The sequence below is a fragment of the Nonlabens dokdonensis DSW-6 genome (assembly GCF_000332115.1).
GTDB lineage: Bacteria > Bacteroidota > Bacteroidia > Flavobacteriales > Flavobacteriaceae > Nonlabens > Nonlabens dokdonensis.
This window is the reverse complement of the sequence record NC_020156.1, coordinates 1,486,540-1,503,441: the sequence shown is the minus strand read 5'-3', so window position 1 is coordinate 1,503,441 and position 16,902 is coordinate 1,486,540. Positions and strand designations below refer to the sequence as shown.

The 16,902-nt window shown below is 34.5% G+C and carries 19 protein-coding genes; 2 read left to right on the top strand and 17 right to left on the bottom strand.

What is annotated here, in order from left to right; genetic code table 11:
• Positions 1 to 9: 9 nt before the first annotated feature.
• From DDD_RS06615 to DDD_RS06540, 15 genes are all read right to left on the bottom strand, one after another.
• Positions 10 to 966, bottom strand: coding sequence for an L-threonylcarbamoyladenylate synthase (locus tag DDD_RS06615; RefSeq protein WP_015362025.1), 957 nt, complete (start codon positions 964 to 966; stop codon positions 10 to 12).
• 335 nt (positions 967 to 1,301) lie between these two features.
• Positions 1,302 to 1,646: a DUF5615 family PIN-like protein gene (locus DDD_RS06610; RefSeq protein ID WP_015362024.1), complete on the bottom strand. Its 345-nt coding sequence runs from the start codon at positions 1,644 to 1,646 to the stop codon at positions 1,302 to 1,304.
• A complete protein-coding gene (locus DDD_RS06605; RefSeq protein WP_015362023.1) occupies positions 1,646 to 1,867 on the bottom strand; it encodes a DUF433 domain-containing protein in 222 nt (73 codons plus the stop codon). Before DDD_RS06605 ends, DDD_RS06610 begins: the two co-directional genes overlap by 1 nt.
• A 188-nt stretch (positions 1,868 to 2,055) precedes the next feature.
• Positions 2,056 to 2,874 (bottom strand): hypothetical protein, encoded by an 819-nt coding sequence (locus tag DDD_RS06600; protein WP_015362022.1) that lies wholly within the window; start codon positions 2,872 to 2,874, stop codon positions 2,056 to 2,058.
• A gap of 64 nt (positions 2,875 to 2,938) precedes the next feature.
• Positions 2,939 to 3,970 carry an ACR3 family arsenite efflux transporter gene (gene arsB / locus DDD_RS06595; protein WP_015362021.1) on the bottom strand — a complete coding sequence of 344 codons (1,032 nt, stop codon included), beginning with the start codon at positions 3,968 to 3,970 and terminating at the stop codon, positions 2,939 to 2,941.
• A 428-nt stretch (positions 3,971 to 4,398) separates the two neighbouring features.
• A complete protein-coding gene (locus DDD_RS06585) occupies positions 4,399 to 5,013 on the bottom strand; it encodes an arsenate-mycothiol transferase ArsC (protein WP_015362019.1) in 615 nt (204 codons plus the stop codon).
• A gap of 11 nt (positions 5,014 to 5,024) precedes the next feature.
• The gene (locus tag DDD_RS06580; RefSeq protein ID WP_015362018.1) at positions 5,025 to 5,492 is read right to left on the bottom strand and encodes a DUF6428 family protein; all 468 of its coding nucleotides are present in this window, start codon (positions 5,490 to 5,492) and stop codon (positions 5,025 to 5,027) included.
• 49 nt (positions 5,493 to 5,541) lie between these two features.
• Positions 5,542 to 5,874 (bottom strand): ArsR/SmtB family transcription factor, encoded by a 333-nt coding sequence (locus DDD_RS06575; RefSeq protein ID WP_015362017.1) that lies wholly within the window; start codon positions 5,872 to 5,874, stop codon positions 5,542 to 5,544.
• Positions 5,875 to 5,931: 57 nt separating this feature from the next.
• The gene (locus DDD_RS06570) at positions 5,932 to 6,999 is read right to left on the bottom strand and encodes an OmpA family protein (RefSeq protein ID WP_015362016.1); all 1,068 of its coding nucleotides are present in this window, start codon (positions 6,997 to 6,999) and stop codon (positions 5,932 to 5,934) included.
• Positions 6,999 to 8,642: a S41 family peptidase gene (locus tag DDD_RS06565; protein ID WP_015362015.1), complete on the bottom strand. Its 1,644-nt coding sequence runs from the start codon at positions 8,640 to 8,642 to the stop codon at positions 6,999 to 7,001. Before DDD_RS06565 ends, DDD_RS06570 begins: the two co-directional genes overlap by 1 nt.
• 191 nt (positions 8,643 to 8,833) lie before the next feature.
• Positions 8,834 to 9,301 (bottom strand): hypothetical protein, encoded by a 468-nt coding sequence (locus tag DDD_RS06560; protein WP_041566997.1) that lies wholly within the window; start codon positions 9,299 to 9,301, stop codon positions 8,834 to 8,836.
• Positions 9,302 to 9,348: 47 nt separating this feature from the next.
• Complete coding sequence (rnpA, locus tag DDD_RS06555) at positions 9,349 to 9,723, bottom strand: ribonuclease P protein component (protein ID WP_015362013.1); 375 nt, start codon at positions 9,721 to 9,723, stop codon at positions 9,349 to 9,351.
• A 220-nt stretch (positions 9,724 to 9,943) separates the two neighbouring features.
• Positions 9,944 to 11,806, bottom strand: coding sequence for a M1 family metallopeptidase (locus tag DDD_RS06550; protein ID WP_015362011.1), 1,863 nt, complete (start codon positions 11,804 to 11,806; stop codon positions 9,944 to 9,946).
• Positions 11,807 to 11,969: 163 nt separating this feature from the next.
• On the bottom strand, positions 11,970 to 12,287 hold the full coding sequence (locus DDD_RS06545; protein WP_015362010.1) for a type II toxin-antitoxin system RelE/ParE family toxin: 318 nt from the start codon (positions 12,285 to 12,287) through the stop codon (positions 11,970 to 11,972).
• Positions 12,269 to 12,511 carry a hypothetical protein gene (locus tag DDD_RS06540; protein ID WP_015362009.1) on the bottom strand — a complete coding sequence of 81 codons (243 nt, stop codon included), beginning with the start codon at positions 12,509 to 12,511 and terminating at the stop codon, positions 12,269 to 12,271. The genes DDD_RS06545 and DDD_RS06540 overlap by 19 nt, the downstream gene beginning before the upstream one ends.
• 173 nt (positions 12,512 to 12,684) lie before the next feature.
• Between DDD_RS06540 and DDD_RS06535 the strand changes: the two genes are divergently transcribed.
• The gene (locus tag DDD_RS06535) at positions 12,685 to 14,829 is read left to right on the top strand and encodes a TonB-dependent receptor (RefSeq protein ID WP_015362008.1); all 2,145 of its coding nucleotides are present in this window, start codon (positions 12,685 to 12,687) and stop codon (positions 14,827 to 14,829) included.
• Positions 14,830 to 14,931: 102 nt separating this feature from the next.
• Positions 14,932 to 15,549, top strand: a complete 618-nt coding sequence (locus DDD_RS06530) for a hypothetical protein (protein WP_015362007.1) — start codon at positions 14,932 to 14,934, stop codon at positions 15,547 to 15,549.
• Positions 15,550 to 15,837: 288 nt separating this feature from the next.
• Here DDD_RS06530 and DDD_RS06525 read toward each other — a convergent pair whose 3' ends face one another.
• On the bottom strand, positions 15,838 to 16,041 hold the full coding sequence (locus DDD_RS06525) for a hypothetical protein (RefSeq protein ID WP_015362005.1): 204 nt from the start codon (positions 16,039 to 16,041) through the stop codon (positions 15,838 to 15,840).
• A 9-nt stretch (positions 16,042 to 16,050) separates the two neighbouring features.
• The gene (locus tag DDD_RS06520; RefSeq protein WP_015362004.1) at positions 16,051 to 16,725 is read right to left on the bottom strand and encodes a hypothetical protein; all 675 of its coding nucleotides are present in this window, start codon (positions 16,723 to 16,725) and stop codon (positions 16,051 to 16,053) included.
• Positions 16,726 to 16,902: the final 177 nt, after the last annotated feature.

Below are 16,902 nucleotides of genomic sequence, written 5' to 3'. Positions count from 1 at the left end.
ATAAAACTTTTACTTGGTTGCGCGTTCGAGTCGATCATTAATAGATTTTCCTAAATCATAATCTGGTAATCGTTGCGCAATGATCATATCTAGATCTAGCTGATCCATTTCATGCATGGCGCTGTATAATCTTGATGCGGCTTCTTTCAAATTTCCAGTTTTTGATAAATAAGTAATACTAGAAACGTCAAAACTCTCATGATCTGTGGAGTGGAGTAGTAGGCCTATTTTTTTATCAGGATGTTGCTTGATAAAAGCTGAAATATCCTGTACTAAATAGGTTTTTGTGCGTGGCGCATAGTGTTTCTCTAACATTCCTGGAGCGTTGGGTGCTTGCTCTTTGTTGTTTCTGACAGATACTTTACCTACAACCCTTTCTATTTCTTCAACAGAAATAGAACCCAATCTATAAACAACTGGTTCACCATTTTCAAAACCGACAATGGTGGATTCAATACCGTTTGTACAATTGCCGCCATCAAGAACCATTTCTAGCTTTCCGTCAAAATAGTTTTTCACGTGTTGCGCTGTCGTTGGACTAATGTGAGTAAACGGATTTGCACTAGGCGCGGCGACTGGAAAGTCTAAATTTCTCAGTAGTTCTAAGGTCAAGGAATGATTGGGCATTCTTATCCCGACGGTATCTTTTCCTGCTGTGATGAGGTCTGGAACTTTATCATTCTTTTTAAGAACCAATGTCAACGATCCTGGCCAAAAAGCCTTTGCTAATTCTTGTGCTTTTTCTGGAAAATCAACCGCCAGATCTTCAACTTGTTCCACACTATGAATATGCACAATCAGCGGATTAAAAAACGGTCGATTTTTCATCTCAAAAATCTTCTTGATCGCTGTCTCGCTATAAATATTGCCAGCAAGTCCATAAACGGTCTCTGTAGGAATAGCAACGAGTTCTTCTTTAGAAAGAATTTCTGCAGCTTTTAATAGGTCTTTTGAAACGATGGTCATGAGATCGATTCCTAAATGGTTTTAGGTGCTGCAAATATCGTCAAACCTTATGCTTATAAAAAGCAACTCGATTAGATTTAGACGATGCCAACACCAATAGTTGGCATGTCAAATCCTAAAATTTTTTTCGTAACCAATATGCCAATTATTCGTCTTGGCATGTTTGGTTGAATCGAGATACTATCAAATTTTCTAACAACGCAGCGATCTTTAATCTTAGGAATAGCAACTTTTCCTTAAACAAAATGCCGCACGTACTAATAAAATAAGCGAAGGAACTTCTATTAAATTTATGCTTATCTGTAATGAAAAAATAAATTTTGAAGAATATATCATTACTCATTTATCTCTAAACAAGCTATTTTATTAAAGTCGTCATGATTTATAAAATCATTGATTACTACTTTGTGCTTCATTAATAATGTAGTAATTGCATTTGAAGTCAAGTTTCCTGTACGCAACCAGATAATTTTAGGTGGAAACCCCTTGATCTGACTTATATTATAGAAATCTGCGTCAAATGTTACAATAGTAAATCCATGTAGTTGTGCAAACTCCCAAATCTCATGATCTGTAGCGTTTTGAAGATTCAAATATTTTACTTGTTGAGATTCTGGAAAATATTCAATGATACTTGGAATGACTCTAAAAGAAATATTCTGATCTAATAGAAGTTTCATTAAGCGACCCTTGTTCTGCTTTCCCTTTGCGCAGCAAAGGAAAGACAAGCATTAATTTGCATTTCGTTCAGCTCTGGAAAATCACTTATTATATCTGCTACAGACATTTCATTTGCTAACCAGTTGAGAACATCAGAAACACTTATGCGAGTTCCAGAGATGATAGGAGTACCAAATCTCCTTTCGTTATCTACGGTAATATATTTTTTATAGTCAACCATAACAGTGAATTTATATAAAGATAGCACTAAAAGTTGGTTTGAATTAAAATTAATTTAAATCAACAATTCGGCTTTAAGTCTTCATCTATAAATAGAATTATCAATGGTTCTTCTTCAATACTTTTTTAGAATATTAGTAATTTCTTTATTGACTAAATGTTTATTTACTACAAATCGTTGATTTGATTCTATAAATTATTGTAATAATCCATAATTAAAGGCATATTTTCAATAGTTAATTCTTTCCTTTTAATTTTATTACAGATGAGAGATTCCTTTTTGAAGAGTCCTTTACAAATGGATTTGTATAAATTTTTAACTCGTTTTAATTCATTGCCGTCGTACAAATAATAATTAAATATATAAGTTCCACCACTGTAATTTCCAAATGCATCGGTGCTGTTGAAATAACTAATTTTTTCCAGAGAATAAAGTTCTATTTCTCCAGTCCGTTCCAATTTATAAAAATCTTTTTTACCATTCTTTAAATCTGGAAAAGTAGTATAAAAACTACCGTTGTATTGATAGGCTAAAACCTCCTTATATCTAATTTTAATTTTTTCATCATTTCTATTTTTTAAATATAACTTTTCACCTATTGCTTGTTCAAATATCTTTCCGAATACAGTGTCTTTAGAAACGGTAATAATATAGTCGGGCTTTTTTAGAGATTTGTGATAAAAGTTTTTTTTGTAATCATAATTATAATTAGGATCTTCTTCGGTTAGATAAGAATTGTCATTATTGTAAATCCCATCTACCACATCTTTTCTAAAATATTCATATAATTTTCCATTACGACTATAAGCAACTGCATCTTTAATGTAATGCATGCGGTATTTCAAATACGGCTTATCCTTAGGGTGAAATTCTTTTAAACCTTCTTCAGTGAAGTAACCCCTTATAGTATCATTTTCTTTAGTAACTATAAAGTCTTGAGGTATATGCTGAGAAAATGAACTTAATCCACATAAAAATATCAACAGAATTTTCAAATTGTAAACCATATAAAGGATTTTTTTAAACTTAAAAATAACATTTACTTATCAATTGTGAACCTTCTTGTTTAAATTAATAATACCTCTTCCTCAACCAAAAAGCTACTCTAACCAGTAAAATCAAAGCAGGAACCTCAACAAGTGGCCCAATTACACCAGTAAACGCCTGACCAGAATTGAGTCCAAAAACCGCAATCGCTACTGCGATGGCTAGTTCAAAATTATTACCTGCTGCAGTAAAAGAAATAGCCGCATTCTCGCTGTACGTCGCACCACGGTATTTACTGATAAAGAAACCTATTAAGAACATTACAATAAAGTAAATCACTAATGGAACAGCGATCAACAACACATCAAACGGAATCTCTACGATCAATTCTCCTTTAAGTGAAAACATTAAAACAATAGTAAGCAATAACGCCACTAACGTTATAGGTGAAATAGCTGGAATAAAAACATTCTCATACCACTCTTTACCTTGTGTTTTTACTAAGAAATAGCGGCTCAATATTCCCATGAGAAAAGGGATTCCTAGATAAATCGCAACACTTTCTGCAATGGTGGAAATAGAGATATCTACAATTGCACCGTCAAAACCAAAATAAGGTGGCAACACGGTAATAAACAACCACGCATAGAAGGAATAACCGAAAACTTGAAAAACACTATTTAAAGCTACTAATCCTGCTCCATATTCTGGAGAACCATCAGCAAGGTCATTCCAGACCAGCACCATGGCGATACAACGTGCTAAACCTATTAAAATAAGCCCAACCATATATTCTGGATGGTTTTGAAGGAAAATCAGCGCAAGCGCAAACATTAAAACAGGACCGATGATCCAGTTCAACAACAGCGAGATGCTTAATATTTTAGTGTTCTTAAAAACCTTGGGTAGTAGTTTATAATCGGCTTTTGCAAGTGGTGGATACATCATAAGAATCAATCCTATAGCAATGGGAATATTTGTTGTTCCAGAGCTCATAGAGTTGATATAAGTCGCCATATCAGGAATCGCATAGCCTAATCCTACACCTATCGCCATGGCAAGAAAGATCCATAAGGTTAGGTATTGATTGAGAAAAGAGAGTTTTTTTGTGCTCATAAATTACATTTAATAAGAATTAGTTTAAAATATCTAATTCTTAGATTTTTCGATAATTTTAAATGAATTGAGTATAAATAAAAGGTAACTAATTAGAAATATTAGAAAAGGTATTAGAAAAAAATACTGAGATAGAACAATAGGATACTTGAATATTTTATAAATAATAGGACTCAACAAAAACATAAATGCAATAATTTCTAAGCTCCTTGATTTTGAAAAATTAGCTTTGCTTATAATTACTAAATTTAAAATCAATCCTATGAGACTTGATAACGCTAGGTAGAATTCTAAATCTGCTGGATTCAATAAAGCAAAAACCAACCATAAACATAAAGGTAAACCAATCATACTACCCATAAATACGATTGATAAATAGGAGATAATACCGATTGGTTTTAAAAAACGTGTAATTGTTTTCAATGAAATTAGATTGAATTCACATTAGAAAAAACATACTTCATTTCAGTAGCAATTTGTGTGCTGCGTTCTTCATAAATGGCTTTTTGCTCAGGTGTACCATCGCTAACTTTTGGGTCTAGATAAGTAATACCTACTCTTTTCTCTGCTCCTGGAATAAAGGGACAATTTTCTGATGCGTGATCACATGTCATTACAGCAACAAAGTTAGATGTAGGGTTGGACTCATGTTCAAATAGTTTAGAAAATGCTTTTATAGGTGGCATCACCTCGCTGTATTCTATGTAATACTTTGGATTCTCTTTTTTATTACTTTTTGTGATTTCAAGTCCTTGTTTTTTAAGCGTTTTTGCCACTCTGGGAAACAGCGCTGTAGTTTCAGTACCACCAGAATAACAATGTATGTCTGTTATTTCATAAAATCGAGCAGCGATTTGCGCCCATATCTGGCATAAATGACTGCGTCTCGAGTTGTGCGTACAAATAAAAGTCAACTGAGCTTTTTGATGCTTGTTGAGACTTTCATTTACATAATTAGTGAGCTGGTCTAGTTCTCGCTTTCGCGAAAGCGGAATAGAATCTACATCTAATCCATCTAGAAAATTTTTGATCGGTAAAAACATAAGTCAGTCTATTAACAACAACCAGAGCCAGGAGCACAAGAATTTTGAGCTGGGATTTCTGATATTTTCAATTTAGGTTTTTCTTGCGGAATACCGCACGCGTCTTGTGCGAGACAGTCGGTCATTTTATTTGTGAGTGTAAAAGAAGTACCGTTAAAATCGATACCGTATTTACCTATCGTACCGGCTTGATATTCTACTTCTATTTCTGCATCTGGAAGTCCTAATTTATTTTTAGACAACTCGATAATCTGGACTAATTTTTCTGGATGTAAGCGGTGATCGTAGTCGTTTGCTTCCCAAAGTTGGAAATTAATAACTGTTTCCAGTCGTTCTTTACCACCACAATCGATAAAATGCTTGATCACTTTTCCTACTTCAGTAACGTGAAAATGACTTGGAACAAGATCACCTGATGGCAGTTTAAAACTGATTTCTTTTTGAGTGGAAAGAAGTTGTGTGAATTGCGATAGTTTCATAATCTCTTTTATTTAATTGCAATATTACGATTAATATTTGTAAATTTTTTTAACAGCACTTATTTAAAGTAGCAGCATCGAGGTTTAATATAGGGGAAAGCAAGTTCTTCATTAATAACCAATTTTGATGATCGATACAATAACAAACACTTGTGCCCTCGACACTGCCTTTAATAAGTCCTACTGTTTTTAATTCTTTTAAATGTTGGGAAATTGTGGGTTGTGCGAGACCTATTTCATTTACAATATCGCCGCACACACAAGAATCTATAGAAAATAAATACTCAATAATAGCTATTCTAGCAGGATGCGCTAGGGCTTTTGCCATGCGTGCTACTTGATTTTGAGCATCGGTAAATTTTTCTGATTTAGTAACTCCCATAATATCTATCGCAAAATTACAATAAAAAATAGTTTTTATTATGCGCGGAATAGTAGATTATTTGGAATCAATTTTGGTGATGTACAATTCTACACGACGGTCTAGTTTATCAATACCACCGAGTGGTTTTTTACGACCAAAACCTTTGTATTTCATTCGGCTATAATTTACGCCGCGTTTTCTCAAAATTTGGAAAATGGCTTTAGCTCGATCAACTGATAAATTTGACTTTTTGGTATCTCTATTATAGGCATCTTTATATACAGGATTGATACAGCATACATGACCGTGAATTTCAAAATGTATATCGTCTCGAGCCACAAGAATCTCTGCAACACGATCTAGTAGTGGTTGTGATTCTTCTAGTACGGTAGATCTACCTTTATAGAATAAAATGTTTTCTAGTCTAATGATTTGGCCTTTTTTGAGGTTCTTACTCAAAAGTGATTTGAAAGGCTCTTGCGTATTATCTACTGGTGGATCTAGTTTTGTAGGTATGTCTAGGTATTCTTCTTCTTCTTCAACTTTAACTTTTAGTTCTTCTACAGTATTTTCTATTTTTTTAGAAGTAGGAATAGCGTCATTGCTTTCTTCTTTTTTGAGTACTGTTTCTACTACTTTCTTTTCGTAGGTTTTAATTTCTTTTGCTTCGGCTTCAGTAAGGTCGTTTTTATTTAATTTTTTTATTTCAATACGGTTTGCGATGCTTTCTTTCAAGGAGAAAACAACATCTACACGACGGTTTTGAGCGCGTTCATCATCAATGCTCAATTCTTCAGATCCATCTTCAAGAGCTACTTCACCGCGACCTTCTATGGTTTTTGAAATATTTTCAATTGTTATTTTATGATTTTGAAGCCACTCTGAAACGGTTTCTACTCGTCTATTAGAAAGGTCTAAATTGTATTCATAAGAACCGCGATCATCACAATAGCCCAATATTTTTACATCTAGCAAGGGTTTGTATAACAAGTCATCAAAAAAGGAATTAAGTTGCTTTCCTTCACTGAAGGAAAAACCGTCTTTATCTAAGTCAAAATAAACTGAATGTGTTTCTGTAAGCTGAGCGGTGCTTACTATCGTTAGAAATAGAAAAATGGATACTATGTAAATTTTAAACTTCATTATTTAAGAATGCGATTGTATTTTCCCTCATCATTAAGGACTTCTATGGCTGTTCTTATTTCTGGATTGTATTTGATCTGGTAGTTGTAAAGACCTTCTTTGTAAAAGTATCTTTTCACAATTTCGTCGGTAAGCAGGCTTTTTAATTCGGCTTTTTTATCGATGACTTCTTTCTTTTTTGCTTTCTTAATAGCTTCTAGCATAGTGTCGTATGATGTTTTAATATCATCATCTAATTCTTCGTTGGTGGCTGATTGGTACGCTTTCGCGAAAGCGGACTCTGTAACTGTCTCAAATTCAAAACCACGTTTTTCTATCCATGAAACAAAGTCTTGAAAATCGGCATCGGTAAATTGAATCTCATCTATAGAATTGTATTGATGCTTATAATAGTAATCTGTCGCATAATCAAAGATGGAATTCTCCTTTAAAAGAGCCGTAGTAATAGGAGAGTAAGCAGCAGTTTCAAGAGAAATGTCTGGCTCAACGCCACCACCGTCATAAACGGTACGACCGCTATTTACGGTTTTAAAAGCTTTATAATCTTCTTTTTTAGTACGTACAGCATCGCCATTTTCATCTCGATTCCAGTAATCTAATGCCTGAATACAGCGGCCACTAGGTGTATAATATCTGGAGATAGTGATCTTTACTTGTGTCCCATAAGAAAGTGGTTTAGGACGTTGTACAAGCCCTTTTCCAAAACTTCTCGCACCTATAATAACACCACGATCGTAATCCTGAATACTACCACTTACAATCTCGCTCGCACTTGCGCTACGACCGTTAATTAAAACTGCGACTGGCATTCCTTCAAATTCTTCACTACGTTTTGTGAGATAGGTTTTATTGTATTTTGCTACGACAGACTGTGTACTGGTAATAAGCTTGCCTTTAGGAATAAACAAGTTAGAAACATTTACGGCTTCACTTAAGAGGCCACCAGGATTACCTCTTAGATCAAGAATCACTTTTTTGGCGCCTTTTTCTTGAAGTTCTTTGATGGCAGCTTTAGTTTCTCGTGATGCTTTTTCATTAAACTTAGAAAGCACTAGATAACCTATATCTGGAGTTGCCATTTCATAAAAAGGTACCGCTTTTACTTCTACACCTTCTCTTTTGAGAGTTGCAGTGCTAGTTTTTCCCTGACGTGTATATTTTAAAGTAAGCTCTGTTCCTTCAGATCCTTGTAGTAGATCACCGGCATTTTCTTTGTAATCGGCTATTTTAACACCGTCTATTTCTATGATTTCATCGCCAGCTTTTAGTCCAGCTTTGTCTGCTGGATAGTCTTTCCACGGTTCGATAATGGTAATTTTATTATCAAAAGTGCGCACATTTGCTCCTATACCGGTATAAGATCCACGTCTATTGATCTTTGATTTTTCTACCTCTTGCTCTGTCCAGTAAACCGTATAAGGATCGAGACCTTCCATCATTCCTTCTATAGCATTGTCCATAAGGTCTGCTGGGTTAGTGTCGTCTACATAGTTCATGTTGAGCTGTTTATACATTTCTGTAAAAATCTCAATCTGTTTTGCGATCTCAAAGAAATCGTTTTGAAAACTAGCTGTGGATAGAAGCAATCCAGCTGCCGCAATAGGTAATAGGATTTGTCTTTTTATATTGATCTTTTTGCTCATATTCTTTTTTACTACTTAGGTATAGAATGCATTAAATATAGGATAAATACTAGTAAGCACCATATGAAGTATAACGCTTGTATTTATTATGCATTGCTTTCAAGTTTGATGCCAGAATATTAGGTATGAGGTTTTGGGTATGAGGTATGTTGTTAGACTTTTAATTTAAAAACCAATTTATTTACAATTTACTAGTCAACAATTTCTATTTTTTTCACCGTATTTACTTTATCATTTGCGAATTTTATTTCTAGATAATTAAACTGCCATCCTAGACCAGCTCCTGAAGTTCCTAAATCATAAGTCCACACATTGGTAGAATCTGCACTCCTAGATCTACCAATTAAATCAATCACTTCTTTTTTTGTCTTCCCATTCAAAATTTTACTATCTACTAGGTCATCTCGCATTTTATATCTTCCTTGTTCAATTTTCATCCACCTTTCTTTATTAAAATCAAGTTGTGGCTCGTAAAATAAAATACTAAAGAAAACTATTATCAGAACACTATAAATTAATGGTGCAGTAATTAAGGTTACAACCATAGAAACTAAAGTTCTTCTACTATTATTATTTATATACTTTTTGAGAATTCTTCTAATTATGAAAAATACTGGTATAGAAATTACTAATATTATGATAGGGACTTCTGAACTCATCAATTATATAACTAGACTTATTGTTTTTTAAGTTGAAGGACAATGTACTAAACCAGATTATCTATCTTCTTACCTAACTCCTTCAATAACTTCTTAGTAAGCTGCTCGATGTAGTTATAGTCTGGCATTTTCCCTGATTGATAAATGAACATGGCTTTGAGATGCTTGTCCTCAGAAATAGGAAGTAGTTCTTGATGCAGTCTATAAGATTCACGCATCAATCTTTTTACTCTATTGCGATCTACGGCACTTTTAAAAAATCGTTTTCCTACGCTTACTCCTATTTGATGGTCGCCACCAGATGCTTCTACAAAATAAACCACGCGCAAAGGTCCTTTTCTTATGGATTTTCCATCAGAGAAAAGTAGATCGGTAGCTTTTTTGCTTTTTAATTTTTTATTTCTTCCTAGAGTGAGCTTCATTGTGGTGCAAAGATAGTCTTTGAGTTTATTAGTCAGTGAGTCTTGGAGTAACCAGGTAAATTCAGTTTTAGGTTGAAGTTTAAAACGATCATGAATTCTTAATGAGAGAAGTCAGATTTAATTATCCGCTTTCGAGAAAGCGATAAAACAACAAAAAAATAGGCAGCAACTCTAGTATTAGAATTACTGCCTACTGATAATTGCAACAGCAAACTGAAAATTACTCTTCCAATTGCCAGGTGTTGTTTTCTTTATTGATATCGGCCATCATTTCATTAGGATCTATGGTAACGCTTTTAATATTTTCCATATTGATACCGTCTAGAACTAGTTCATATGTAGGATATGCCCAAGCCCAATCATCAAGCGTTGTAACACTGCTTCCTACTGCTTTTTCTCCTCTCATTTCTTCTAGGGGAATGTAATACATCTTTGTACTTCCATCGTTCATGGTAACTTCTACATCTAGTGGCATAGGCATCAATCCTATTCTTTTGAGAGAAATGATGTTTTTACCGTCTACATTACTCATATCTTCAATGGAATAATCAATAGTGTTTGTAGTCATGGTCCAGTCTCTTAAATACCATTCTAGATCAAATCCACTTACACGCTCTGCAACTCTTTTAAAATCGTTAGGATCTGGATGTTTGAATTTCCAAGTGTTATAATATTCCTTGATGATATCATCACGTACTTCTTCACCTACTACATAACCTAATTGTGCCATAAAAACAGCTCCTTTAGAATAGGCACTGGTTCCATAAGCTCCATTGTATTCATAACGATCTGCATGAGTAGTTTGTGGTTGCTCTTTACCAGATTTTGCAAGACCTATGTAGCCTTGATAAGACCTTCCATTAGGATTATCATTTCCTTGTTTAAAAACTTCGTTCATTGCTAGATTAGAGATGTAAGTGGTAAAACCTTCGTCCATCCATTCATCTTTTGATTCATTTGTAGCAAGTACATGATTGAACCAAGTGTGCGCAAATTCATGAGCTGTAACTCCAGCAAGACTTCCAAAAGAACGTTCTCCAGTTATTAACGTACACATCGCATACTCCATACCACCATCACCACCTTGGATCACAGAGTATTGTTTGTATGGATATTCCCCTACATTTTTATTAAAGAATTTTAAAAACTCATTTGTTACTGGTTGTAATTCTTTCCAGTTCTTTTTTATAGCGTCATTGTCTTTATAGAAAAAGTGAAGATCAACACCATTTGCTCCTTTATAGATATCGTGTATAAAATCTTTGTCTGCGCCCCATGCAAAATCATGTACTTGAGGTGCTTTAAAATGCCAGGTTAACTTACCATCTTCTCCTTTTGCAGGACCTGAGTTTGCCTTATCATAACCATGACCTATTTCTTTAGGATTTTGAAGGTAACCAGTTCCACCTACGGTGTATTCTCTATCTATGGTAAGCTTCACATCAAAATCTCCCCAAACACCATGAAACTCACGTGCTATATAAGGCGATGTATTCCAACCGTATTTATCAAACTCGGCCATTTTAGGAAACCATTGTGTCATAGAAAGAGCAACGCCTTCACTGTTATTACGTCCACTTCTTCTTATTTGTTTAGGAACCTGACCATTAAAATCTAGTTCTAAAGTAGTAGACTCACCTGGCGCTAGAGCTTTATTCAGTTTTACAACTAGAATAGTTCCTTCTTCATTTGTAACAACAGATTTTCCATCTTGTGTCATATTGCTCACGTGCAAGTAACCTATCTCATTTGGTTCTAAGCCAGCAATACGAGAACCTACACGTCTATCAGGATCTGCAATAGTGCGAGAACGCACGTCCATTTCACTTCCTGGCTGGAAGGCATTAAAAAACAAATGATAATAAACACGATCTAGCGTTTCTGGAGAATTGTTAGTGTACACTAAGGTTTGTTTACCGGTGTACTGATAACGATCTACGTCCATATCTACATCCATGTCATAGTTGACATGTTGTTGCCAGTAATTACTTGAACTAGCATTTTGTGTAGCGACTACATTTTTAGAAGAATTACAACTGACTAATAAAATAGCAGCTGTAAATAACAAAGCGATTTTTTTCATGAGATTAATTTATTACCGCTAAGATAAGGATTACGAAACTGAACTTGAAATGGAACTCGAATTTGAAGAGGTTCAAAACCGACTTAAGATTCTGTATTTGTTAACTCTGGCTAAAAACTGCATTTATTTGCTTCAGGACTATAAGGATGTCAGTCATTAGCTATTATAAATTATTTCTTTTAAGTATTTGAAGAAGTTTTTTAGGATCTTGTCTATTATCCCAAAAAGCAGTGATTGTAATTTGAGAATCTGTTATTTTATAATAAATGCTATAATTTCCTAAAATAGAAACTCTATAATCTTTAAAATCAGTCGATTTATAAATGTAAGGTGTTAATGCAATTTGAGATGTTCTATCCTTGACTAGCTCCAACAACTTCAATGAATAAGTATTAGATTTATTCCTATTCACCCAATATTCAAGAACTCCAACAAACTGCAGGTCTGCTGTTTTAGTCCAGATTACATTGCGTTGAGCCATTCAAGATTTCTTTTATGCATCGCTTCTTGAGATATAATTTTTCCATCTTTTATGTCTCGCTCGCTCATTTCTAACATCTCAATTTGTTCATTTGTCAGAGAAATAGATTCACTTATGGGTTCACTACTAGTTATGAGTTGATCTAGCGCTTGTAAAAAATCTTTATTATTAATGGTAAGAATCTTATTGATCAATCCTTTTCTTATGTTTTCAACCGTTGCCATATCATTGTCTTTAATTCTATAAATATCTTAAAAAGTATTAACATAACCTAGTATCTATTTGCTAATAAGTTCTCTTTCTTATTACAACCCATCCCAGAAATCCTACAACTCAGTAGTTCTTAATTTTTAAAAGCCTTACATGGTGGCATGTTTGTACCATCAAAACTACCAACATGAAAACGCTTATTACATTTCTTACATTTTTCTTCAGTTACATCACTTTTGCGCAAACCACTATCTCAGGAGTAATTTATGATGAACAAAACGAGCCAGTTATGGGCGTGAATGTTTATCTAGAAGGAACTTATGATGGTACTACTACAGATATAGATGGAAAATTCTCCTTCACTACAGAAGAAACGGCAAACGGTAAATTAATCGCAAGTTATATAGGTTATGAAGATTATAAGCTAGAAGCACCTATTAATGAAATGGTTGGATTGAAGTTACGCTTTCGCGAAAGCATGAACGCATTAAACACTGTTGTCTTAAGTGCGGGAAGTTTTAGTGCAGGAGATAGTTCTAAAGCTAGTGTATTAAAACCACTTGATATTGTAACGACAGCAGGAGCAGTAGGCGATTTTGTTGGTGCGCTACAAACACTTCCAGGAACTTCTAATAATGCAGACGATGGCCGCCTTTTTGTACGCGGTGGTAGTGCAGATGAAACTCAAATATTCATTGATGGTAGCCGAGTTTTCAGACCATTTTCTCCTACCACAGGAAATATCCCTACACGAGGTCGGTTTTCTCCATTTCTTTTTGATGGTATCACCTTTTCTACTGGTGGTTATAGTGCCGAGTACGGCGATGCGCTTTCTAGTGTGTTACTTCTCAATACTACCGATTTTCCTAAAGAAGAAAAAACGGATATAGGAATCATGAGCGTAGGTGGCAACATCGGTAACACCCAAATTTGGGGTAAAAATAGCTTGAGTGTGAATGCACAATACATCAATCTAGCGCCATACAATGAGTTGATCCCACAAAACAATCGTTTTGAAAAACCTTTCCAAAGCATTAATGGAGAAGCAGTTTACAGACGCGAGTTTGATAAAGGACTATTTAAAGCTTATAGCGCCTATTCTTATAGTGATTTTGCGATCATTCAAGAAGATATTGATGTAGAAGAAGGATTCTATTTTGGTTTAAGAAATAGAAATTATTACGGTAATTTAAATTATAATGGTTATTTATCTGACAGCTGGAAAATAGAAACTGGTGTAAGTCTCGCTCACGATAATAACGACGTTAACGTGGCAACCACAAAAATTAAAGCGGTAGAAAACGCATTACATGCAAAACTTAAACTTCAAAAACGTTATAACAATTACTTTAAACTCAACATGGGCGTGGAGCAATTTGTAATCAATTATAATGAAGACATCCAGCTAGAAACAGAAGCTTTTGAAACAGGAATCAATCACGGTATCACAGGAACATTTACAGAGGCTGAGGTTTTTGCATCTAAAGATCTCGCATTTAAAGCTGGAATACGTGGTGATTATTATGGAGCCAGCGATCAATTTAGAGTATCACCACGATTAAGTGCTGCTATAAGTATCAATCCAGCATCTCAATTTTCTCTGGCTTATGGTAATTTTTATCAAAGTGCACAAAACAACGTACAGCAATACGACGAAAACCTAAAACCTGAAAACGCCCAACATTACATCGCCAACTTCTTATTTAAAAAGAACAATCGCATGTTGCGAGCAGAGGCGTATTATAAAAAGTACGATCAGTTACTTACTTATGACACGCAACGTGTTCAATTTGATAGTGACCTCGGTAATGATGGTAGCGGTTATGCAGCTGGACTGGATTTGTTCTGGAGAGATGAGACCTCGATTAAGAACCTTGATTATTGGGTGAGTTATTCTTATCTGGATACCAAAAGACAGTTTCGTAATTTTCCTGTGGAGGCGACTCCTAATTTTGCTACCGACCATAATTTTAGCCTCGTTACTAAATATTGGATAGAAGACTGGCAGTCACAAATAGGCGCTACTTTCAATTACTCTAGCGGTCGTCCTTTTACCAATGCAAATGAGACCGGTTTTTTAAACGATAGAACAAGTTCTTTTCAAAGCCTGGATTTCAATTGGGCTTACCTGATCGACCAGCAAAAGATCTTGTACTTCTCGGTTTCAAATGTATTGGGTAGAGATAATGTTTTCGGTTATCAATATAGCAACACAGCAGATGTTCAAGGGCAGTTCAACCGTCGCGAGATAGGTCAGGCGGCAGATCGTTTTTTCTTCGTGGGCTTCTTTTGGACCATCGGCGGCAGCGATAACCAGTTGGATAATTTATAAATCTACAACTCAGTCACTGGTTTTTACAGTTGGGTTGGTTCCGCTTTCGCGAAAGCGAGATCGCCACTATCATTGTATCATAAATCAATTAAACGCTTACTCATGAAAACTATAATCACCACTTTTGTACTCCTTTTATCACTAAGTCTTACGGCACAATCGGGCTATGAAAAAGCCATGAAAAAAGGACTAGAACTAATGAAAACTGACTTACAAGCCGCATCACAACAATTTGAACGTGTTGCAAAAGCCGAAAAAGAAAACTGGCTACCAGCGTATTATGCAGCCTTGTGCAACGTGAACAGTTCCTGGGGACAATTGCCTAAAGAAAAAACCTTGCAACACATGAACAAAGCTCAAGAATTTATTAATGATGCAGAGTTAATATCAGAAAACAATCCAGAAATAATGGTATTGCAAGGCATGTTAAATACTTGCTGGATCACTTATGACAGCCGCGTTTACGGAATGAAATTATCTGGTCCGACTACCGCACTATATGAAAAAGCGATACAAATCGCACCAGAAAACCCAAGAGTCATAGCAAACAGAGCAAGATGGTTAATGGGTAGTGCAAAATTCTTTGGGAAAGATATCGCTCCATATTGCGGTGAGATTGATAAAGCCATCGCATTATTTGAAAAAGAAACCGTAGAAGGTTTTCAACCTCGCTGGGGCAAAAAAGGAGCTCTCGATGCCAAAAAGGAATGTGGAGAATAATCTGATTCTCAAATGTTTATTTTGATTTCCGAAGGGTAGAATTAATTCTACCTTTTGGAAATTTTTAATTTTTAATTGAAAAAGAAATGTCAGTCTGAGCTTGTCGAAGACGGTATTTATATATTTAGCTCTTGCAGCGATAGCTGGGATAAATTCAGGAGTGGTGGATGTGATGCAAGTTTTAAGGAAGAGAAAATGCTAAGCCTTGATATGTGAGGTGTTTTTCTTGACTTTCTTTGAAGCTGATGGCGGACTTTATATTTAGTTTTAGAGCAACAAACAACATGTTTATTTAGAAAAAACTATCCGTTCTATCGATTTTGAATCAACTTTCAAGGCTATCAAAATTTCAAATGCTAGCGGCTTATTTTTAACTAAGGCCTTTTCAAAAGTTTGCATCAATCCAGAATGATAAAGATGTTCATTTACAGTAAAGGCATTATTCTTCAAATCAATTTGATTAGCTTTTCTATAAACTTCTTCAATATTCATAGATTGTATTTAAGAAACCTCATGCAACTTCTCTTTCAATTTCTTAAGAGTCATTTTATGAATATAATTATCACTGTAAGTAGAGATTATATCTACTTCTTCCATTTGTAATGTTACTTTTTTTTCTGAGTTTGAAATGTGTATGGAGGAAGGTTCTTTTTGAATTTCTATTTTTTTCAAGTCAAGTCGCTTCCTTAAGGTAATCATTTGGTCAAGTCCCAATAATTGAAAGCCAGAATGATCAATTAATCTATTGATTCCGCTCAAGAATTGAAAACCTAGTATACCTAATGATGCTTGGGCGATACACCACAAAATAGTAAAAATACTAAAGGACTGATCGCTGTACAGGGAACCAAATAAAGTTACGATACCATTTATACTGATTATAATAAACAACAAACCAACAACAATAGCAACTATATCCATCCACACTGCGTTTGAAGTTCTTTTAACTTCAACTGAATCGCCATTATCATGTAACTCAAAACCCATATTTTTGAGATAATCTAGGTTATTGATTTTAGACTTTTTGCTATTTAAAGATTCATTAAGTTCACTTAAATCGTAATTTAAATTGCGCTTACTTATTTCGTCTTTTAAATTAAGTTGAGCCCGATAGGTTAGCTTTTTGTGAATTGAAACTAAATCTAATAATTGGCGGTCGTTTTTTTCTTGATACATTTAGAATGCCTTTTTACTTCTTTCAAAGATAATTGTTTCATAATCTTAACAATTAAAGATTACTTAATTCGTAATCAAACTTATTCTTTTCCGCTTTCGCGAAAGCGGAAAAACCAAACATAAACTTTCTTTCCAAAATATTTTAAAATTATTTAACGTTATAAGATTGTTCTTCAA